The sequence below is a fragment of the Stenotrophomonas veracruzanensis genome, assembly GCF_032911525.1.
GTDB lineage: Bacteria > Pseudomonadota > Gammaproteobacteria > Xanthomonadales > Xanthomonadaceae > Stenotrophomonas > Stenotrophomonas africana.
This window is the reverse complement of sequence record NZ_JAWJTI010000044.1, coordinates 14,443-29,755: the sequence shown is the minus strand read 5'-3', so window position 1 is coordinate 29,755 and position 15,313 is coordinate 14,443. Positions and strand designations below refer to the sequence as shown.

The window sequence follows — 15,313 nt, the reverse complement described above, 5'->3', positions numbered from 1 at the left end:
ATGGATGCCGCGGCCAAGCCTACAAGGACGTACTTGCGGCGTCCCCCGCGAACCCAACCCGCCCGGCCAACCCATGACAAGCTTTACGTGGCCAACCCACGAGGGGCTGCGCCGTTGGCTGGAAACTACGCCAGCGCGCGCAACACCAACGCCAGGATCGCCGGCACCGCCTGGATCATGAAAATGCGCCGGCTCACGCTGTACGCGCCATAGCACCCCGCCACCACCACACAGGCCAACGAGAAGGTCACCAGCACCGGCTGGTCGATCACCAGACCCACCCCGATGCCCGCCGCCAGGAAGCCGTTGTAGAGGCCCTGGTTGGCCGCCAGAACGCGGGTGGTCTCGGCCTTCTCCGGCGTGTTGCGGAACATCTTCAGGCCCAGCGGGCGGGTCCACAGGAACATCTCCAGCACCAGGAAGTAGACGTGAAGCAGTGCGACCAGCAAGGTCAGGGCGAGTGCGATCCAGTACATGGGCGGTTCCTTGGACAGGGAAGAAGAATCGGATCAAATCCCTTCCCCATGGGAAAGGGATCTGACCCCGGAAAATCAGCGGTCGCGCGGCAGCTTCTTTTCTTCGCGCAGTACACCGAATGCGGCGGCGGTCATGCACGCGGCAACCACCACGCCGCCGATGAACACCACGTGTGAACCAAACAGCGACAAGCCCTTGTGCACCCACGCAAAGCTCAGGTCCGCGCCGCGGTACACCACCGTGTCGATCGCTGCGCCGGCCTTGTAGCGCCACTGCCGGTCCACGCGCGTGTAGATGGTCTCGCGCGCCGGCTTGGCCAATGCGAACTCGCTGGCCCGGGTCATCACCTGTACCACTGCCACCATCAACGGCATGGGTGAAGCGGCAAGCACCGAGAAGCCGATCAGGATCGCAAATCCAGGGATCAACAGGGCCGGTGCAATGCCGTGGCGTGACAGCAGCCAGCGGGTCAGGGCCAGCTGCATCAACAGCGCCAGCGCGTTCACCGCCAGGTCGATGCGCGAGAAGAAGGCCGTGGCGGCACCTGCATCGTTGAACGCCGCACGCACGATGCTGGCCTGCTGGTTGTACAACAGGGTGCCCACGCCCACACCGAACACCACCATGATCGCCAGCCAGCGCAGCAACGGCTCACGCGCGATCAGTTTCAGACCGTCCAGCACGCTGCCGCCCATTGGCTGTTCGCCGGACACCAGCTGCTGCTCATGCTCTCGCAGCACCGCCCAGTGCCGCAGCCGCCAGATGCTCAACAGGCAGATGGCGAGAAAACCGGCCGAGACCAGCATCAGGTTGGCGATACCCACGCGCTGCACCAGCGCACTGGTGATGATCGGACCGAGGAAAGCACCGATGGTGCCAGCTGCGCCGATGTAACCGTAGAAGGCACGTGCCTGTGCGTTGGAAAACACATCGGCCATGAAGCTCCAGAACACCGCCACCGCGAACAGGTTGAAGACGGTGATCCAGAAAAAGAAGGCCATGCCACGGCCTGGCACACCGCTATCGAACAGTACGTAGAAGCCCAGCAGCGTGACGATGAAGAACCCGTACACCACCGGCAGGAACACGCGCCGCGGGAAGCGGCTGACCAGCCAGCCATACACCGGCTGCAGCACCAGCATGATCACGAACACGCAGGAGAACAGGAACTGCAGGACGAAGTCCTTCAACGCGATGCCATGGCTGGCGAACCAGGCAATCAGCATCGGCGGAAACACACTCTCCAGGTCGGCCGAAGCGGCCATCGCCTCACGCACCGGGCGCAGCACGTAGTAGCCGCTGAGCAGGCAGAAGAAATACAGGAACGACCACCACAGCGCCGGAGACTCACGCAGTGCCGCCGTCAGCCCACGCAACGGCCCGCTGCCCCTCACCGCGCTCACGCGGCGTCCCTCGCCAGACGACGGCGGTTGGACAGCGGCATGGCAGGCTCCGGGGGCGGTGAAGCGCGTACGTTAGCCAATGCACTGCAACATCGCCAGCAGGAGGCCGTCTGAAGGCCGCAATGGACAGTCATGACCGGGCCCGGATGACACGTTCCGATACACGCCTTCGGGGCGTCAAAATTCCAACTTTTTCAACGAGATGCGCATTCATCTTCGCTTTGTTTGTGCACAGGGGAAAAGCGGCGCTAGAATCGCCATCAGCAGTCGCGCACGGGTCCAACCGATGAAAAAGAACAGCCTGCGTCGTCCGATCCGTTCGGCGGCCACCGGTTTGCTGGGCATGTTGATGCCCGTTGCCTTGTCCACCACCGCGCAGACCCCACCACCATTGCCGCCGATGCCGGCCAACATCGAATCCGCTGCCGGCGCTGCAGTGGCTCACACCCAGCCCGCGGCCTACCGCACCGGCCTGGTGCCGCAGGTGCAGGCCCCGGCCGCCGGCTTCAACGTCGCCAACATTGAGTCGATGGCGCAGCAGCTCACCTATGGCGAGCGCGTGCCGGGCATGGCCGTGGCCATCGTGCAGGGTGGCCGCGTGCTCAGCGCGCGTGGCTATGGCGTTACCGACGTCAACAACCCGCTGCCGGTCGATGCCCACACCGTGTTCCGCCTGGCGTCACTGTCCAAGGCATTCGCCGGCACCATGGCCGGCCTGCTGGTCAACGATGGCACCCTGCGCTGGGACAGCAAGGTCACCGACTACGTGCCGGGCTTCCGCCTGAACTCGCCGGAAGCCACCGACCGCCTGACCGTGGCCGACGTGCTCAGCCATCGCGTCGGCCTGCCCTACAACGCCTACGACCGCGACATCGAAGGCAACGCCGAGTACTACTCGCTGACCCAGAAGCTGGCCAACACCAGCCTGAAGTGCCTGCCGGGCGACTGCTACGCCTACCAGAACGTGGCCTTCAGCCTGATCGGCGACGTCGTCTATGCCGCCTCCGGCAGCTTCTACGAGCAGTCGGTCGAGCGACGCATCTTCAAGCCGCTGGGCATGAACGATGCCAGCCTCGGCCTGGCCGGCATCCAGGCCAGTTCGCGCTGGGCACGTCCGCACGTGCGCAGCCGCAATGGCTGGGTCTCGCTGACGCCGAAGCCGACCTACTACCGCGTTGCTCCGGCGGCCGGCGTCAACGCCAGCGCCAGTGACATGGCGCAGTGGCTGCTGGCCCACACCGGCCATCGCCCCGACGTGCTGCCGGCCCCGTTGCTGGCCACCCTGCATTCGAGCCTGATCAACACCCCCGGCGAGATGCGTTCGGGCTGGCGCCGCGAGCGCCTGCACTCGGCCGGCTACGCACTGGGCTGGCGCACCTTCGACTACGCCGGCCACGACGTCGTGTTCCATGCCGGCGCCGTGCAGGGCTACCGCGGCCTGGTCGCACTGGTGCCGGAACGCGACCTCGGCATCGCCATCATGTGGAACGGCGAAAGCGGCCTTCCCAGCGGCCTGCTGCCGACCGTGCTCGATGCTGCACTGGGCTTGCCGGCGCAGCGCTGGCTGGACGTTGACACCGACTTCGGCAGCGACAACCTGATGGCCGAGGGCGCCAGCCCGGCACAGCAGGACAAGCGCAAGGGCAAAGGTGCTTCGAGCAACCGTGCGGTGGCATCGCCGCGCTGATCTGGCGGGCTCGACCGTGGATGGGAGGGGCGGCCTGAGGGTCGCCCTTTTTATTGCCTCTTGTAGAGTCGAGCCATGCTCGACTCCGCTGGGCCTGTAGAGCCGAGCCATGCGCGGCTGAGCGGACTCGTGGCGAAAAACAGTCGAGCGTGGCTCGCCTCTACAAACGGAGGGCTAGTGCGCGAAGTAGTGCATGCCGCCGTCCACCGGAATCACCGCGCCGGTGATGTAGCCGGCCAAGGGCGAGGCCAGAAAGGCCACCAGCGGCGCCACCTCCTCCGGATCACCAAAACGCCCGATCGGAATGTTGCGGGCAATGAACTCGCGTCGGCTCTCCTCGGTGGGATGCAGGCGGCCGAGGATCTGTGCGCTGTTGATCCGTCCCGGCGCGATTGCATTCACCGTGATGCCTTGCCCGGCCACTTCGGAGGCCAGCCCCTTGCCCCACAGGTGCAGTGCCGCCTTCGCGGCGGTAGCCGCGTTCACTGCGCGCGGCTCCATCGAGCCACTGAAATTGATCACCCGCCCCCAGCCCTGCGCCTGCATCGCCGGCAGCAGCGCCTGGGTCAGGCGCCGGGCTGCAGAGAAGTTCAGCGCGACCGCCTCCTCCCAGACATCGTCACCGGCATCCACCGGGGTTGGTCGCGATCCCCCCGCCGCGTTGACCAGGATGTCGACGCGCTGCAGCGCCGCCAAGGCTGCATCCCCGATGCGGCGTACATCCTCCGCATCAGTGACGTCACCGAGCAGGATGATCGGTGCCGGCGCACCCGCGGCCTCAATCCCTTCAGCCAGCGCCTGCAGCGGTTCCGCACGTCGTGCGCTGATCGCAATGCGTACGCCCTGGGCCGCCAGCAATCGGGCAACACCGGCACCGATGCCACTGCCTGCACCGGTGACCAGCGCGGTGCGCCCTTCAAGATCCAGATCCATGATGTTCTCCAATCAGCCAGCCGGTACATCCGGCCCGTGCAGTGCATGCTGTTTGATCACCCCTGATTGATAAACTCCACGCAGGTTTCAGCATTCAACACCCGGGGTGTCAGATGAACCTGCTGGAGAGCATGCAGGTCTACGTGCTGATCGTGGACAAGGGCAGCCTCAGCGCTGCGGCGGCGGCGATGGATATCTCGGCGACGATGGCCGGCAAGCACCTGCGTGCACTGGAAGCACGCCTGGACATGCAGCTGCTGAGCCGCACCACGCGGCGCCAGCACATGACACCGTTCGGCGAGGACTACTACGCCCGCTGCAGGGAGATCCTGCGGCTGGTGGATGAAACCGATGCACAGGCCCAGCACCAGCGGCTGGAACCAGCAGGCACGCTGCGCATCAGCGCACCGGTGATCTTCGGCACGCATGCACTGGTGCCTGCGCTGGCCGACTATATGGCGCGCTATCCTGGCGTGCGTGTCGAGGCGACGCTGAGCGACCGCGTCGTCGACCTCGCCGAAGAAGGATTCGAAGCGGCACTGCGCATCGGTACGCTGGCCGACAGCAGCACACTGGTGGCGCGCGCACTGACGCCGTACCGGTTGATGATGTGTGCCTCGCCCGCGTACCTCGCCCGGCATGGCACGCCCACCGATCTGCAGGCACTTGCCCGGCACCAGTGCCTGTCCTTCGAACCGACGGCACTCGCGCAGTGGCTGCAGGCCGACACTGGCGAACTCGACCGTGCGCCCGACGGCAGGCTGCAGATCAACAACGGCGAAGCGCTGCGTACGGCGGCGCTGCATGGGCTGGGCATCGTGCTGCAGTCGGCACTGCTGCTGGCTGCCGACGTCGACGCCGGGCGCCTGGTACAGCTGTTCCCGGAGCACGGCCAGACCGGTCGGCCGATGCACGTGGTCTACGCCCATGATCGCTACCACTCGACGCGACTGCGCAGCTTTCTGGACTTCCTGGTGGAGCGCTTTCCACCGGCGGCGCACCGCTAGCCTCGACGCTCAGAAGAACAGTCGATCATGGCTCGACGCTACAAACGGCCCATAAAAAAACCCCCTCCCCGCTGGGCAGCCGGGGAAGGGGGTTTCAGGATGCGGCTATCGGGAAGTACTTAGATCAGCGGCGCCGGGGTTGCCGGCAGAGCGACCGGAGCGGCCTTCTTCTTGCGGGCGGCCGGCTTGCGCTTGGCAACCTTCTTCGCTGCCTTCTTCGGGGCAGCCTTCTTGGTGGCCTTCTTCGCGGTCTTCTTTACTGCCTTCTTGGCGGTCTTCTTGACGGCCTTCTTGGCAGTGGCCTTCTTCGCGACCTTCTTGGCCGGCTTGCGGGCCGTTGCCTTCTTGGCAGTCTTCTTGGTGGCCTTCTTGGCTACCTTCTTGACGGCCTTCTTCGCGGTCTTCTTGACGGCCTTCTTGGCAGTGGACTTCTTGGCTACCTTCTTCGCCGCCTTCTTCACTGCCTTCTTCGCAGTGGCCTTCTTGGCGACCTTCTTCGCAGCCTTCTTCACTGCCTTCTTGGCGGTCGCCTTCTTCGCGACCTTCTTCACTGCCTTCTTGGCAGCGGCCTTCTTCGCGACCTTCTTCACCGCTTTCTTGGCGGCGGGCTTCTTCTTCGCAGCTTTCTTGGTTGCCATGGGATGGCTCCTCGTCAGTGATAGGGAGTTGAAACGCCCAGGTGGATCAAACCCGCTGATGCTGCGTGCGGGGACCGCCGGCGCGTCATGCGCGCCGTTACGGATGCGGCGATGCCCGCCTCGATCGGCGGAGCGGGCATCGGAACGGGAGGTGCCTTGCATTTCTCCGGGGGAAGCGGGGCCATGTCCACCGTCATCTGGGTCGCGGTGGTCTTGAAGGGGCTGCTTCGCATCGGACGATTGATTCTGCGCACTCGGTTTGGCAGGCAAGGTCTGCTGAGGCGAAACCTAATCACGGTTTTTTTTACTGTCAACAACCCCCGCGAAAAATTTTCACATCCGCGCCTTTCCGGACGCCGCCTGCGCCACCACCCTGCACGGCCTGCAACGACGGCGGAAGCGGCGCGCACGCGCGTTGCCCGCATCGATGTCGATGCAGGCGATAATCAAAAAGCACTTGAAATAAGCACTCCGCGCAGATAGGCGCGGGTGAGGCGCAACAGTGCGAGCGCATCGTCGATGGTCACCGGCACCGGCGACAACGCCAGCACAACGGCACCGCAACGGGAGGCGAAAAGTTTTCACATCCGAGTGCGTCGGCGCGGGGTGGAAACGCGGATTTGCGCAAAACTGCGCACGCCCGTCGGCACCGTTCGTCTGTCGACTGATGCCACGCCGAGGGTGCGCAGCGAACCCCGCGTCATGAGTCCGACGCGGCCGCCAAAACAAAAACGGCCACCCGAAGGTGGCCGTTCCAGAGACCGGAAGTGACGACTCAGTGGTCGTCGTTTTCCAGGACTTCGGCGTACGCGTCCGGGTCCAGCAGCTCGTTGACCTCTTCGGCGTTGGTCAGTTCGACCACGAACATCCAGCCTTCGCCGTAGGCATCTTCGTTGATGGTTTCCGGCTTGTCGGACAGGGCCGAGTTGACCTCGACCACCTTGCCGCTGATCGGGCTGTAGACGTCCGAGGCGGCCTTCACCGACTCGACAACGGCGATCTGTTCACCGGCCTTGGCGTCGGCACCGACTTCCGGCAGTTCGACGTAGACCAGGTCACCCAGCAGGCCCTGGGCGTGGTCGGAAATACCGACGGTGACACGGCCATTGCCTTCGACACGGGCCCACTCATGGGACTTGAGGAACTTGAGGTCGCCGGGGATCTCGCTCATGGGACTGCTCCAGAGATATGCAGGGGTGGAAAAAACGGGGCTAGTGTAACCAACCGGCCGCCACTGCTGTCAGTGACGACCGGCATGTTCGGATCAGGCGTCGGCAAGCACACCGGGCTGGGCCTGGCCTTCGCGCACGAACGGGAACTTGACCACGCGCACCGGCACCTGCCGGCCGCGGATGTCGACGGTGACTTCGCCGAGCTCACCGGCCGGTACGCGGGCGAAGGCGATGCCCTTGGCCAGGGTCGGCGAGAAGGTGCCGGACAGGATCTCGCCCTGGCCGCCGGCGGTGGTCACCGCCTGGCCGTGGCGCAGCACGCCCTTCTCGTCCATCACCAGCCCGATCATCTGCCGCGCGGTACCGGCAGCCTTCTGCGCTTCCAGCACGTCGCGGCCGATGAAGTCTCGGCCTTCGTCCAGCGACACGGTCCAGGCCAGCGCCGCTTCATATGGACTGATCTCTTCGTCCATGTCCTGGCCATACAGGTTCATGCCGGCTTCCAGGCGCAGGGTGTCGCGCGCGCCAAGACCGGCCGGCTTCACGCCCGCCGCCAGCAGGCGGTTCCAGAACGCGACCACGGCGTCCTGCGGCAGCAGGATCTCGAAACCGTCTTCACCGGTGTAGCCGGTGCGGGCGACAAACAGCTCGACGCCGTCATCCGACTGCACCTGCAGGGCGGCGAAGCGGCCCAGCTTGGCCAGCGCTGCGCGGTCGCTTTCGCGGACCAGGCCGATGACGATGTCGCGCGCCTGCGGACCCTGCACGGCGAGGATGGCCAGGTCCGGGCGCTGCTCGACGGAAACGCCGAACGGTGCGGCCTGCTCGCGCAGCCAGGCCAGATCCTTTTCGCGGGTGGAGGCATTGACCACCATGCGGAAGAAGTCGTCGCCCAGGTAATAGACGATCAGGTCGTCGATGACGCCGCCGCGCGGATTCAGCATGCACGAGTACAGCGCCTTGCCGGTCACCTTCAGCTTGTCGACCGAGTTGGCCAGCAGGCGGCGCAGGAACGGCTTGACCTGGTCACCGCGCAGGTCGACCACGGTCATGTGGCTGACGTCGAACACACCGGACTCGCGACGCACCAGGTGGTGCTCGTCGAGCTGCGAGCCGTAGTGGATGGGCATGTCCCAACCCCCGAAATCGACCATCTTGGCGCCAAGGGCGCGGTGGGTATCGTTGAGCAGCGTCTTCTGGGTCATGACCGGGTCCGGCAGCAGAGGAAACAAGAATCCCCATTATCCCAGATCGGTCGCCCGCAGGCGTGCCGCAGCGCAGCGCCGGAGCTGTAGAGCCGAGCTCATGCTCGGCGGCTCTTCGTGTGGGCGCCGAGCGTGGGCTCGGCTCTACAGGGGGCGGTCTGCAGCCTCGACCCGTAGCGTGCTGCCCTGCACCGCCACCACCCGCACCAGGCTGCCGGCCTGCAGTTCCGGACCACTGACCTGCCAGTACGCATCATCGATGCTGACCCGGCCCTGCCCGCCGATGATGCCCTGCTGCAAGGGCACCACCCGACCGACCAGCTGTTCGGCGCGGCGGTTGAGCAACGGTGCATCGCTGGGCCGCGCCCTTGCCTTGCCCCAGCGCCGGTAGCACTGGATCGAGACCACGCTCAGCACGACGAAGGCAACGACCTGCCACAGCAACGGAATGCCGCTGAACACCGCAACCAATACGAACACGGCCGCTGCGCCAATGCCGATCCACAGCATGAACGCGCCAGGTGCCAACGCCTCTGCCGCGAACAGCAGCAGCGCCAACGCACCCCAACCGACGACTTCCCAGCGCATGTCAGCCTCCGAGCGGCGGCGGCCGCTTGCCGGCGGCCTTGTTGTCCTGGCTGGCCAGCGCCTGCTTCGCCAGTTCGGCCACGCCCGCGATCGAACCGATCACGCCACTGGCCTCCATCGGCATCAGCACCAGCTTCTGGTTCGGCGAACTGGCCAGTTCCTTGAACGCTTCCACGTACTTCTGCGCGACAAAGTAGTTGATCGCCTGCACGTCACCCTCGGCAATCGCCGCCGACACCACCTTGGTCGCCATCGCTTCGGCCTCGGCCAGGCGTTCGCGCGCCTCGGCATCGCGGAACGCGGCTTCGCGACGGCCTTCAGCCTCCAGCACGGTAGCCTGCTTTTCGCCATCGGCGCGCAGGATCTCCGACTGCCGTGAACCTTCCGCTTCAAGGATCTGCGCGCGCTTCTCGCGCTCGGCCTTCATCTGCCGCGCCATCGCATCCAGCAGATCGCGCGGCGGCTGGATGTCGCGGATCTCGATGCGGTTGACCTTCACGCCCCAGGGATTGGTGGCATGGTCGACCACGCTCAGCAGCTGAGCATTGATCACCTCGCGCTGGCTCAACGACTCGTCCAGGTCCATCGAGCCGATCACGGTACGGATGTTGGTCTGCACCAGGGCAATCATCGCCACTTCCAGGTTGGCCACCTCATAGGCGGCCTTGGCCGCATCCAGGACCTGGAAGAAGACCACGCCATCCACACGCACAGCGGCATTGTCCTTGGTGATCACTTCCTGGCTGGGTACGTCCAGCACCTGCTCCATCATGTTCACCTTGCGCCCGACGCCGTAGACGATCGGGATCAGGAAGTGCAGGCCCGGTGTCATGGTGTGGGTGTAGCGGCCGAAGCGCTCAACGGTCCATTCATACCCCTGCGGGACCATCCGCACCGCCTTGAACAGGATCACCACGGCCACGAAGGCCAGTACCACGGTAAAGAACATGGTCGGGAACATCGCGCTTTCCTTATCTCTGTCGCCCAGGCCCCAGCATAGCGCGTGAGGGCGGTGGGCACAGCGGAGCTACCAGGGCACCCGCCCGCGCAGGATATCGGCAAACATCACCCAGTCGCCCATGAATGAATACAGCGGATGCCGGAAGGTCGCCGGACGGTTCTTCTCGAAGAAGAAATGGCCGACCCAGGCGAAAGCGTAGCCGCACAGCAGCGCCGCCAGCAGCAGCATCGGCTGCCCACGCAGGAGGGCTGCCACGATCAGCAGCAGCACCCCACAGCTACCGATGAAATGCAGGCGCCGCGACACCGGGTGGCGGTGCTCGTTGAGATAGAACGGATAGAACTCGCGGAAGCTGGCGAATCGGGACATGCGCATGCTGCGGGAACCAGGGGCGCCCCCATCATGCACCATCGCTGACCTTGCAGAGCCGAGCCATGCTCGGCCTACGCGCGCCAGCGCGGTCGGAAGGAGAGCAGCCGAGCATGGCCGGGTTCTACACCGATGAGGTGCGCGGGCCGAACATGATCACCGCCATGCCGGCCAGGCACAGCGCGGCACCGAGCAGGTCCCAGCGGCTGGGACGGATGCCATCGACCAGCCACAGCCAGAACAGCGCGGTGCCGATGTAGACGCCACCGTAGGCGGCATAGACCCGACCACTGGCGGTCGGATGCAGGGTCAACAGCCAGGCGAACAGGGCCAGGCTGGCGGCCGCCGGCAGCAGAAGCCAGATGCTGCCTTCCTTGCGCAACCACAACCAGGGCAGATAGCAGCCCACGATCTCGGCCAGCGCGGTCAGCAGGAACAGGCCGAGCGTCTTCACGCTTTCTCCGCCGCCTTCGCGTGCTGCCACAGCGCTTCCTGCGCATCCAGGTCCAGTGTCGCCAACGCGCTGCCCTGCGCTTCGGCCTGCGCTTCCATCGCACGGAAGCGACGCTCGAACTTGTGGTTGGCCCCGCGCAGTGCCGCGCCCAGGTCGATGTCGGCATGGCGCGCCAGGTTGGCGCAGACGAACAGCAGATCGCCCAGTTCTTCCTGCAGGCGCCCCTTGTTCGCGGCGGTGCCGTCGCGCTCGAATTCCTCGCGCAGCTCCTGCAGCTCCTCGGCGGCCTTGTCGAGCACCGGTAGCGGGCCAGGCCAGTCGAAGCCGACCTTGGCCGCGCGCGACTGCAGCTTCACTGCACGCTGCCATTCCGGCAGGCCGCGCGAGATGCCGGCCAGCGCGGAGGTATCCTGCTCGCCCTTGGCCGCGCGCTCGGCACGCTTGATCGCCTCCCAGTTGCGCGTCACGCCGTCGGCATCGTCAACGCTGACGTCGGCGAACACGTGCGGATGGCGGCGCTGCATCTTGTCGCTGATCGCGCGTGCGACCTCGGCGAAGGCGAAGGCGCCCTGCTCCTCGGCCATGCGCGCATGGAACACCACCTGCAGCAGCAGGTCCCCGAGTTCGTCGCAGAGATCATCCAGGTCGCCGCGGTCGATCGCATCGGCCACCTCGTAGGCTTCCTCGATGGTGTACGGCGCGATGGTCGCGAAGTTCTGTTCCAGGTCCCAGGGGCAGCCGCCCTGCGGATCGCGCAGGCGCGCCATGATCGCCAGCAGGCGCTCCAGTTCGTTGCTGGCTGCACTGCCGGTGGTGGGGGTCTCGTGCGCGCTCATGCGGCCTCCAGGGTCAGTCGGACAACCAGTCGCGCCACGGCAGGCTGGTATCACCAAGGGCAATGAAATCGCCGTTCAACAGGGTCTCACGGCGGTTGTAGCGGAACGGCTTGCCGGTCGCCGCCGACAGCACCGCTCCGCCGGCGGCGTGCAGTACGCACTGGCCGGCGGCGGTATCCCATTCGGAGGTCGGGCCCAGTCGTGGGTAGACATCCAGGCCACCTTCAGCGATCCGGCAGAATTTCAGCGACGAGCCCTGCGCGATGGTCTCGATGCGCCCCATCCTCGCCAGCAGCGCTTCGGTTTCCGGTGAGCGGTGCGAGCGACTGGCGGCAACGCGCAGCGGCGCGGTGGCCGGTGTGCGCGTACGCAGCACGGTGTCATGCAGGCCCTGCCGGCGATAGGCCAGCTCGCCACGCATGGCATGCCAGACGATGCCGGTCACCGGCGCCAGCACCACGCCGAAGGCCGGCGCCCCCTGGTAGATCAGCGCAATGTTGACGCTGAACTCGCCATTGCGCTTGATGAACTCGCGGGTACCGTCGAGCGGGTCGACGAGCCAGTACGCGCCCCAATGGCGGCGCTGCTCCCACGTGACCGGGGCCGACTCCTCGGACAGGATCGGCAGGTCCGGGGTCAGCTGCTGCAGGCCCTGCTCGATGACCTGGTTGGCCGCCAGGTCGGCACTGGTGAGCGGGCTGTCGTCATCCTTGATCTGCACGTCGAAGCCATCGGAATAGACCTGCATGATGGCCTGTCCGGCTTGCTGGGCGATGGCGATGGCGGTCTCGCGCAGGTCCGTGGTCAGTTTGATCATCGCGTTCCCTGCAGCCACTGGCGGGCGATGAACAGCGCCGCCAGCGAGCGTCCCTCTGAGAAGTCTTCGCGCAGCATCAGCTGATCCAGCTCGGCCAGCTTCCACGGCACCACTTCCAGTTCTTCCGGCTCGTCGCCGGCCAGCTTTTCCGGGTACAGGTCCCGCGCCACCACCAGCCAGGACTGGTGGCTCATGTAGGTCGGGGCCAGGGTCATCGCGCGCAGCACATCGACCCGGCGCGCGCCGTAACCGGCCTCCTCCTTCAGTTCGCGATCGGCGGCCTGCTCGGGGGTCTCGCCGGCATCGATCCGGCCCTTGACCAGCCCCAGTTCGTAGCGGTGCATGCCGGCTGCGTATTCACGTACCAGCAGCACCGTCTCGTCGTCGAGCATCGGCACCACCACCACTGCACCATGGCCCCGGCTGACCAGACGCTCGAAGCGGCGGCGCTCGCCGTTGGAGAACTCCAGGTCCAGGTGCTGGCGCTGGAAGGGGCCGTTCTCCTCATCGGTGATCCGATGGATGATCGGCAAGCGACGGCCGGCACGGTCATCGTTCATGCGGAATCTCCGCGGCGGCCGGCGCCTGCGCCGGGGCCGATAGAATGTGCAGGCAGCAACATGTTCATGAGCCCGAAATGCTAGCAGACCCAACCCCCTCTCCGCTGGCCCAGCACTGGCGGCAACGCGACCTGCAGGTGCTGTGGCACCCGTGCACGCAGATGCGCGAACACCCGCACACCCTGCCCCTGGTGCCGATCGCCCGTGGCGAAGGTGCATGGCTGATCGACCACGATGGCAACCGCTACCTGGATGCGGTCAGCAGTTGGTGGACCAACCTGTTCGGCCATGCCGAACCGCGCATCGGGGGGGCCATCGCCACCCAGGCCACGCAGCTGGAACAGGTGATGCTGGCCGGCTTCGGCCATGAGCCGGCCATCACCCTTGCTGAACGCCTGCTGGCACTGGCCCCGCGCCAGCCTGGCCGCGAACCGCTGGCCAAGGTGTTCTATGCCGACAACGGTTCGGCCGGCGTGGAAGTGGCGCTGAAGATGGCCTTCCAGTATTTCCAGAACCGTGGGGAGCCGCGGCGCACGCGCTTCATCGCACTGGAGAACGGCTACCACGGCGAGACCCTGGGCGCGCTGGCGCTGGGTGACATCCCGTTGTATCGCCGTGTCTACGCACCGCTGCTGGCCGAAGGGCTGTTCGCGCCCTCGCCCGACGCTTACCTGGCCGAACCCGGCCAGAGTGCAGCGGATCGCGCGCGCCAGGCCGCCGATGGCCTGGCCACCCTGTTCGACCAGCACCCCGGTGAGATCTGCGCAGTCATCCTGGAGCCACGACTGCAGTGCGCCGGCGGCATGCGCATGCATGACCCGGTCTACCTGCAGCGCGTGCGCGAACTGTGTGATGCGCACGGCGCCTTCATGATCGCCGACGAGATCGCCACCGGTTTCGGCCGCACCGGCACCCTGTTCGCCTGCGAACAGGCCGGGGTGATGCCGGACCTGATGTGCCTCTCGAAAGGCCTGACCGGCGGCTTCCTGCCACTGGCCGCCGTGCTGGCGACGCAGGCGCTGTACGACGCCTTCCTCGACGACTCGCGCGAGCGCGCGTTCCTGCACTCGCACAGCTACACCGGCAACCCGCTGGCCTGCGCGGCCGCGCTGGCGACGCTGGACATCTTCCGCGACGACGATGTGATCGCCCGCAACCGCGGCATCGCTTCCGTGATGGGTACGCTGGCGGCACCGTTCAACGACCATCCGCACGTGGCAGACGTGCGCCAGGCCGGCATGGTGGTGGCTTTCGAGCTGTCGCGCGACGGCAACAAGCGCACGCCGTTCGACCCGGCACTGCGGCTGGGCCTGCACGCCTACAAGGCCGCGCTGAAACGTGGCGTGGTGCTGCGTCCGCTGGGCGACGTGCTGTACTGGATGCCACCCTACTGCGTGGATGACGAACAACTGGAGCTGCTGGCACATACCACGCTGGCAGCGATTGACGAGGCGATTGCATGCGCGTGACCCGCTGCCCCATCGACCTGGCGCTGCACAGCGGCCAGACCGTGACCCTGCCGGAAGAGACGGCCAACCACCTGGTACGGGTGATGCGCCTGCGCGAGGGCGATACCTGCGTGCTGTTCAACGGCGATGGCAACGACTACAGCGCGACACTGACGGTGGCCGGCAAACGCGAAGTGCAGGTCCGCATCGACGCCGTGCAGGCCATCGCCAATGAATCGCCGCTGGCGATCACCCTGCTGCAGGGCATCGCCCGCGGCGAGAAGATGGACCTGATCCTGCAGAAGGCCACCGAACTGGGGGTGGCAGCGATCATTCCGGTCAACGCCGAGCGCACCGAGGTGAAGCTCGATGCAGCTCGCGCGGAGAAGCGCGTGGCGCACTGGAACAATGTTGTGACCTCGGCCTGTGGCCAGTCCGGGCGCGCGCGCATTCCGCAGGTGGGTTTGCCTCTGTCGCTGGCGCAGGCGACGGCAGCACTACCGGTGGATACGCTGCGGTTGACGCTGGACCCGCAGGGCGCGCATCGGCTGTCGACGCTGGACGCTGCACCCGCCGCGGGAGTCGTGATTGCAATCGGTCCGGAAGGGGGGTGGTCGCCGCGCGACCGGGATCAGCTGGCGGCTGCAGGCTTCCAGGGCCTGCAGCTGGGCCCGCGCATCCTGCGTACCGAGACCGCCGGGCTGGCCGCGATCGCGGCACTGCAGGCGCGGTTGGGCGATCTGGGATAAGGCTGATTC

The 15,313-nt window shown here is 66.2% G+C and carries 18 protein-coding genes; 5 read left to right on the top strand and 13 right to left on the bottom strand.

From position 1 onward, the window contains the following. Positions 1-125 precede the first annotated feature (125 nt). Both R1H25_RS18475 and R1H25_RS18470 read right to left on the bottom strand, forming a co-directional pair. Positions 126-476, bottom strand: a complete 351-nt coding sequence (locus R1H25_RS18475) for a DUF1304 domain-containing protein (RefSeq protein WP_317224300.1) — start codon at positions 474-476, stop codon at positions 126-128. A gap of 75 nt (positions 477-551) precedes the next feature. Beyond that, positions 552-1,880 carry an MFS transporter gene (locus tag R1H25_RS18470; protein WP_317224299.1) on the bottom strand — a complete coding sequence of 443 codons (1,329 nt, stop codon included), beginning with the start codon at positions 1,878-1,880 and terminating at the stop codon, positions 552-554. A gap of 286 nt (positions 1,881-2,166) precedes the next feature. On the opposite strand from R1H25_RS18470, the gene R1H25_RS18465 reads away from it, so the two are divergent. Beyond that, a complete protein-coding gene (locus R1H25_RS18465; protein WP_099589856.1) occupies positions 2,167-3,567 on the top strand; it encodes a serine hydrolase in 1,401 nt (466 codons plus the stop codon). Positions 3,568-3,741: 174 nt separating this feature from the next. On the opposite strand, the gene R1H25_RS18460 is transcribed toward R1H25_RS18465, so the two are convergent. Then, positions 3,742-4,500: an SDR family oxidoreductase gene (locus tag R1H25_RS18460; RefSeq protein WP_317224298.1), complete on the bottom strand. Its 759-nt coding sequence runs from the start codon at positions 4,498-4,500 to the stop codon at positions 3,742-3,744. Positions 4,501-4,613: 113 nt separating this feature from the next. Between R1H25_RS18460 and R1H25_RS18455 the strand changes: the two genes are divergently transcribed. After that, a complete protein-coding gene (locus tag R1H25_RS18455) occupies positions 4,614-5,507 on the top strand; it encodes a LysR family transcriptional regulator (protein WP_317224297.1) in 894 nt (297 codons plus the stop codon). A 119-nt stretch (positions 5,508-5,626) separates the two neighbouring features. Here R1H25_RS18455 and R1H25_RS18450 read toward each other — a convergent pair whose 3' ends face one another. Next, complete coding sequence (locus tag R1H25_RS18450) at positions 5,627-6,145, bottom strand: hypothetical protein (protein ID WP_019338693.1); 519 nt, start codon at positions 6,143-6,145, stop codon at positions 5,627-5,629. Between the two features lie 183 nt (positions 6,146-6,328). On the opposite strand from R1H25_RS18450, the gene R1H25_RS18445 reads away from it, so the two are divergent. Then, the gene (locus R1H25_RS18445) at positions 6,329-6,628 is read left to right on the top strand and encodes a hypothetical protein (RefSeq protein WP_317224296.1); all 300 of its coding nucleotides are present in this window, start codon (positions 6,329-6,331) and stop codon (positions 6,626-6,628) included. A 292-nt stretch (positions 6,629-6,920) separates the two neighbouring features. On the opposite strand, the gene gcvH is transcribed toward R1H25_RS18445, so the two are convergent. The 9 genes from gcvH to nudE form a co-directional block, all read right to left on the bottom strand. Beyond that, positions 6,921-7,316: a glycine cleavage system protein GcvH gene (gene gcvH, locus R1H25_RS18440; protein WP_049445410.1), complete on the bottom strand. Its 396-nt coding sequence runs from the start codon at positions 7,314-7,316 to the stop codon at positions 6,921-6,923. Positions 7,317-7,409: 93 nt separating this feature from the next. After that, on the bottom strand, positions 7,410-8,522 hold the full coding sequence (gcvT, locus tag R1H25_RS18435) for a glycine cleavage system aminomethyltransferase GcvT (protein ID WP_049445412.1): 1,113 nt from the start codon (positions 8,520-8,522) through the stop codon (positions 7,410-7,412). A gap of 144 nt (positions 8,523-8,666) precedes the next feature. Next, entirely contained in the window at positions 8,667-9,110 is a 444-nt protein-coding gene (locus R1H25_RS18430) for an NfeD family protein (RefSeq protein WP_049445415.1), read from the bottom strand. 1 nt (position 9,111) lies between these two features. Then, entirely contained in the window at positions 9,112-10,071 is a 960-nt protein-coding gene (locus R1H25_RS18425; RefSeq protein ID WP_005410704.1) for an SPFH domain-containing protein, read from the bottom strand. A gap of 66 nt (positions 10,072-10,137) precedes the next feature. Beyond that, positions 10,138-10,440 (bottom strand): DUF962 domain-containing protein, encoded by a 303-nt coding sequence (locus R1H25_RS18420; RefSeq protein ID WP_088480715.1) that lies wholly within the window; start codon positions 10,438-10,440, stop codon positions 10,138-10,140. Between the two features lie 124 nt (positions 10,441-10,564). Continuing rightward, positions 10,565-10,894: a YnfA family protein gene (locus tag R1H25_RS18415; protein WP_049445449.1), complete on the bottom strand. Its 330-nt coding sequence runs from the start codon at positions 10,892-10,894 to the stop codon at positions 10,565-10,567. Next, a complete protein-coding gene (gene mazG / locus R1H25_RS18410) occupies positions 10,891-11,730 on the bottom strand; it encodes a nucleoside triphosphate pyrophosphohydrolase (protein WP_057502048.1) in 840 nt (279 codons plus the stop codon). Before mazG ends, R1H25_RS18415 begins: the two co-directional genes overlap by 4 nt. Before the next feature lie 13 nt (positions 11,731-11,743). Further along, positions 11,744-12,547 carry a 3'(2'),5'-bisphosphate nucleotidase CysQ gene (gene cysQ / locus R1H25_RS18405; RefSeq protein ID WP_317224295.1) on the bottom strand — a complete coding sequence of 268 codons (804 nt, stop codon included), beginning with the start codon at positions 12,545-12,547 and terminating at the stop codon, positions 11,744-11,746. Continuing rightward, positions 12,544-13,107 (bottom strand): ADP compounds hydrolase NudE, encoded by a 564-nt coding sequence (gene nudE / locus R1H25_RS18400; protein ID WP_005418435.1) that lies wholly within the window; start codon positions 13,105-13,107, stop codon positions 12,544-12,546. The genes cysQ and nudE overlap by 4 nt, the downstream gene beginning before the upstream one ends. A gap of 77 nt (positions 13,108-13,184) precedes the next feature. Between nudE and bioA the strand changes: the two genes are divergently transcribed. Beyond that, positions 13,185-14,576, top strand: a complete 1,392-nt coding sequence (gene bioA / locus R1H25_RS18395) for an adenosylmethionine--8-amino-7-oxononanoate transaminase (protein ID WP_234367941.1) — start codon at positions 13,185-13,187, stop codon at positions 14,574-14,576. Further along, positions 14,567-15,304: a 16S rRNA (uracil(1498)-N(3))-methyltransferase gene (locus R1H25_RS18390; protein ID WP_317224294.1), complete on the top strand. Its 738-nt coding sequence runs from the start codon at positions 14,567-14,569 to the stop codon at positions 15,302-15,304. Before bioA ends, R1H25_RS18390 begins: the two co-directional genes overlap by 10 nt. Positions 15,305-15,313: the final 9 nt, after the last annotated feature.

Coding starts and splice junctions, on each gene's coding strand:
- R1H25_RS18460 (WP_317224298.1), bottom strand. CDS start 4,500: ATGGATCTGGATCTTGAAGGGCGCACCGCGCTGGTCACCGGTGCAGGC.
- R1H25_RS18465 (WP_099589856.1), top strand. CDS start 2,167: ATGAAAAAGAACAGCCTGCGTCGTCCGATCCGTTCGGCGGCCACCGGT.
- cysQ (WP_317224295.1), bottom strand. CDS start 12,547: ATGATCAAACTGACCACGGACCTGCGCGAGACCGCCATCGCCATCGCC.
- gcvT (WP_049445412.1), bottom strand. CDS start 8,522: ATGACCCAGAAGACGCTGCTCAACGATACCCACCGCGCCCTTGGCGCC.
- R1H25_RS18420 (WP_088480715.1), bottom strand. CDS start 10,440: ATGTCCCGATTCGCCAGCTTCCGCGAGTTCTATCCGTTCTATCTCAAC.
- gcvH (WP_049445410.1), bottom strand. CDS start 7,316: ATGAGCGAGATCCCCGGCGACCTCAAGTTCCTCAAGTCCCATGAGTGG.
- bioA (WP_234367941.1), top strand. CDS start 13,185: ATGCTAGCAGACCCAACCCCCTCTCCGCTGGCCCAGCACTGGCGGCAA.
- mazG (WP_057502048.1), bottom strand. CDS start 11,730: ATGAGCGCGCACGAGACCCCCACCACCGGCAGTGCAGCCAGCAACGAA.
- R1H25_RS18455 (WP_317224297.1), top strand. CDS start 4,614: ATGAACCTGCTGGAGAGCATGCAGGTCTACGTGCTGATCGTGGACAAG.
- R1H25_RS18425 (WP_005410704.1), bottom strand. CDS start 10,071: ATGTTCCCGACCATGTTCTTTACCGTGGTACTGGCCTTCGTGGCCGTG.
- R1H25_RS18445 (WP_317224296.1), top strand. CDS start 6,329: ATGTCCACCGTCATCTGGGTCGCGGTGGTCTTGAAGGGGCTGCTTCGC.
- R1H25_RS18390 (WP_317224294.1), top strand. CDS start 14,567: ATGCGCGTGACCCGCTGCCCCATCGACCTGGCGCTGCACAGCGGCCAG.
- nudE (WP_005418435.1), bottom strand. CDS start 13,107: ATGAACGATGACCGTGCCGGCCGTCGCTTGCCGATCATCCATCGGATC.
- R1H25_RS18450 (WP_019338693.1), bottom strand. CDS start 6,145: ATGGCAACCAAGAAAGCTGCGAAGAAGAAGCCCGCCGCCAAGAAAGCG.
- R1H25_RS18430 (WP_049445415.1), bottom strand. CDS start 9,110: ATGCGCTGGGAAGTCGTCGGTTGGGGTGCGTTGGCGCTGCTGCTGTTC.
- R1H25_RS18475 (WP_317224300.1), bottom strand. CDS start 476: ATGTACTGGATCGCACTCGCCCTGACCTTGCTGGTCGCACTGCTTCAC.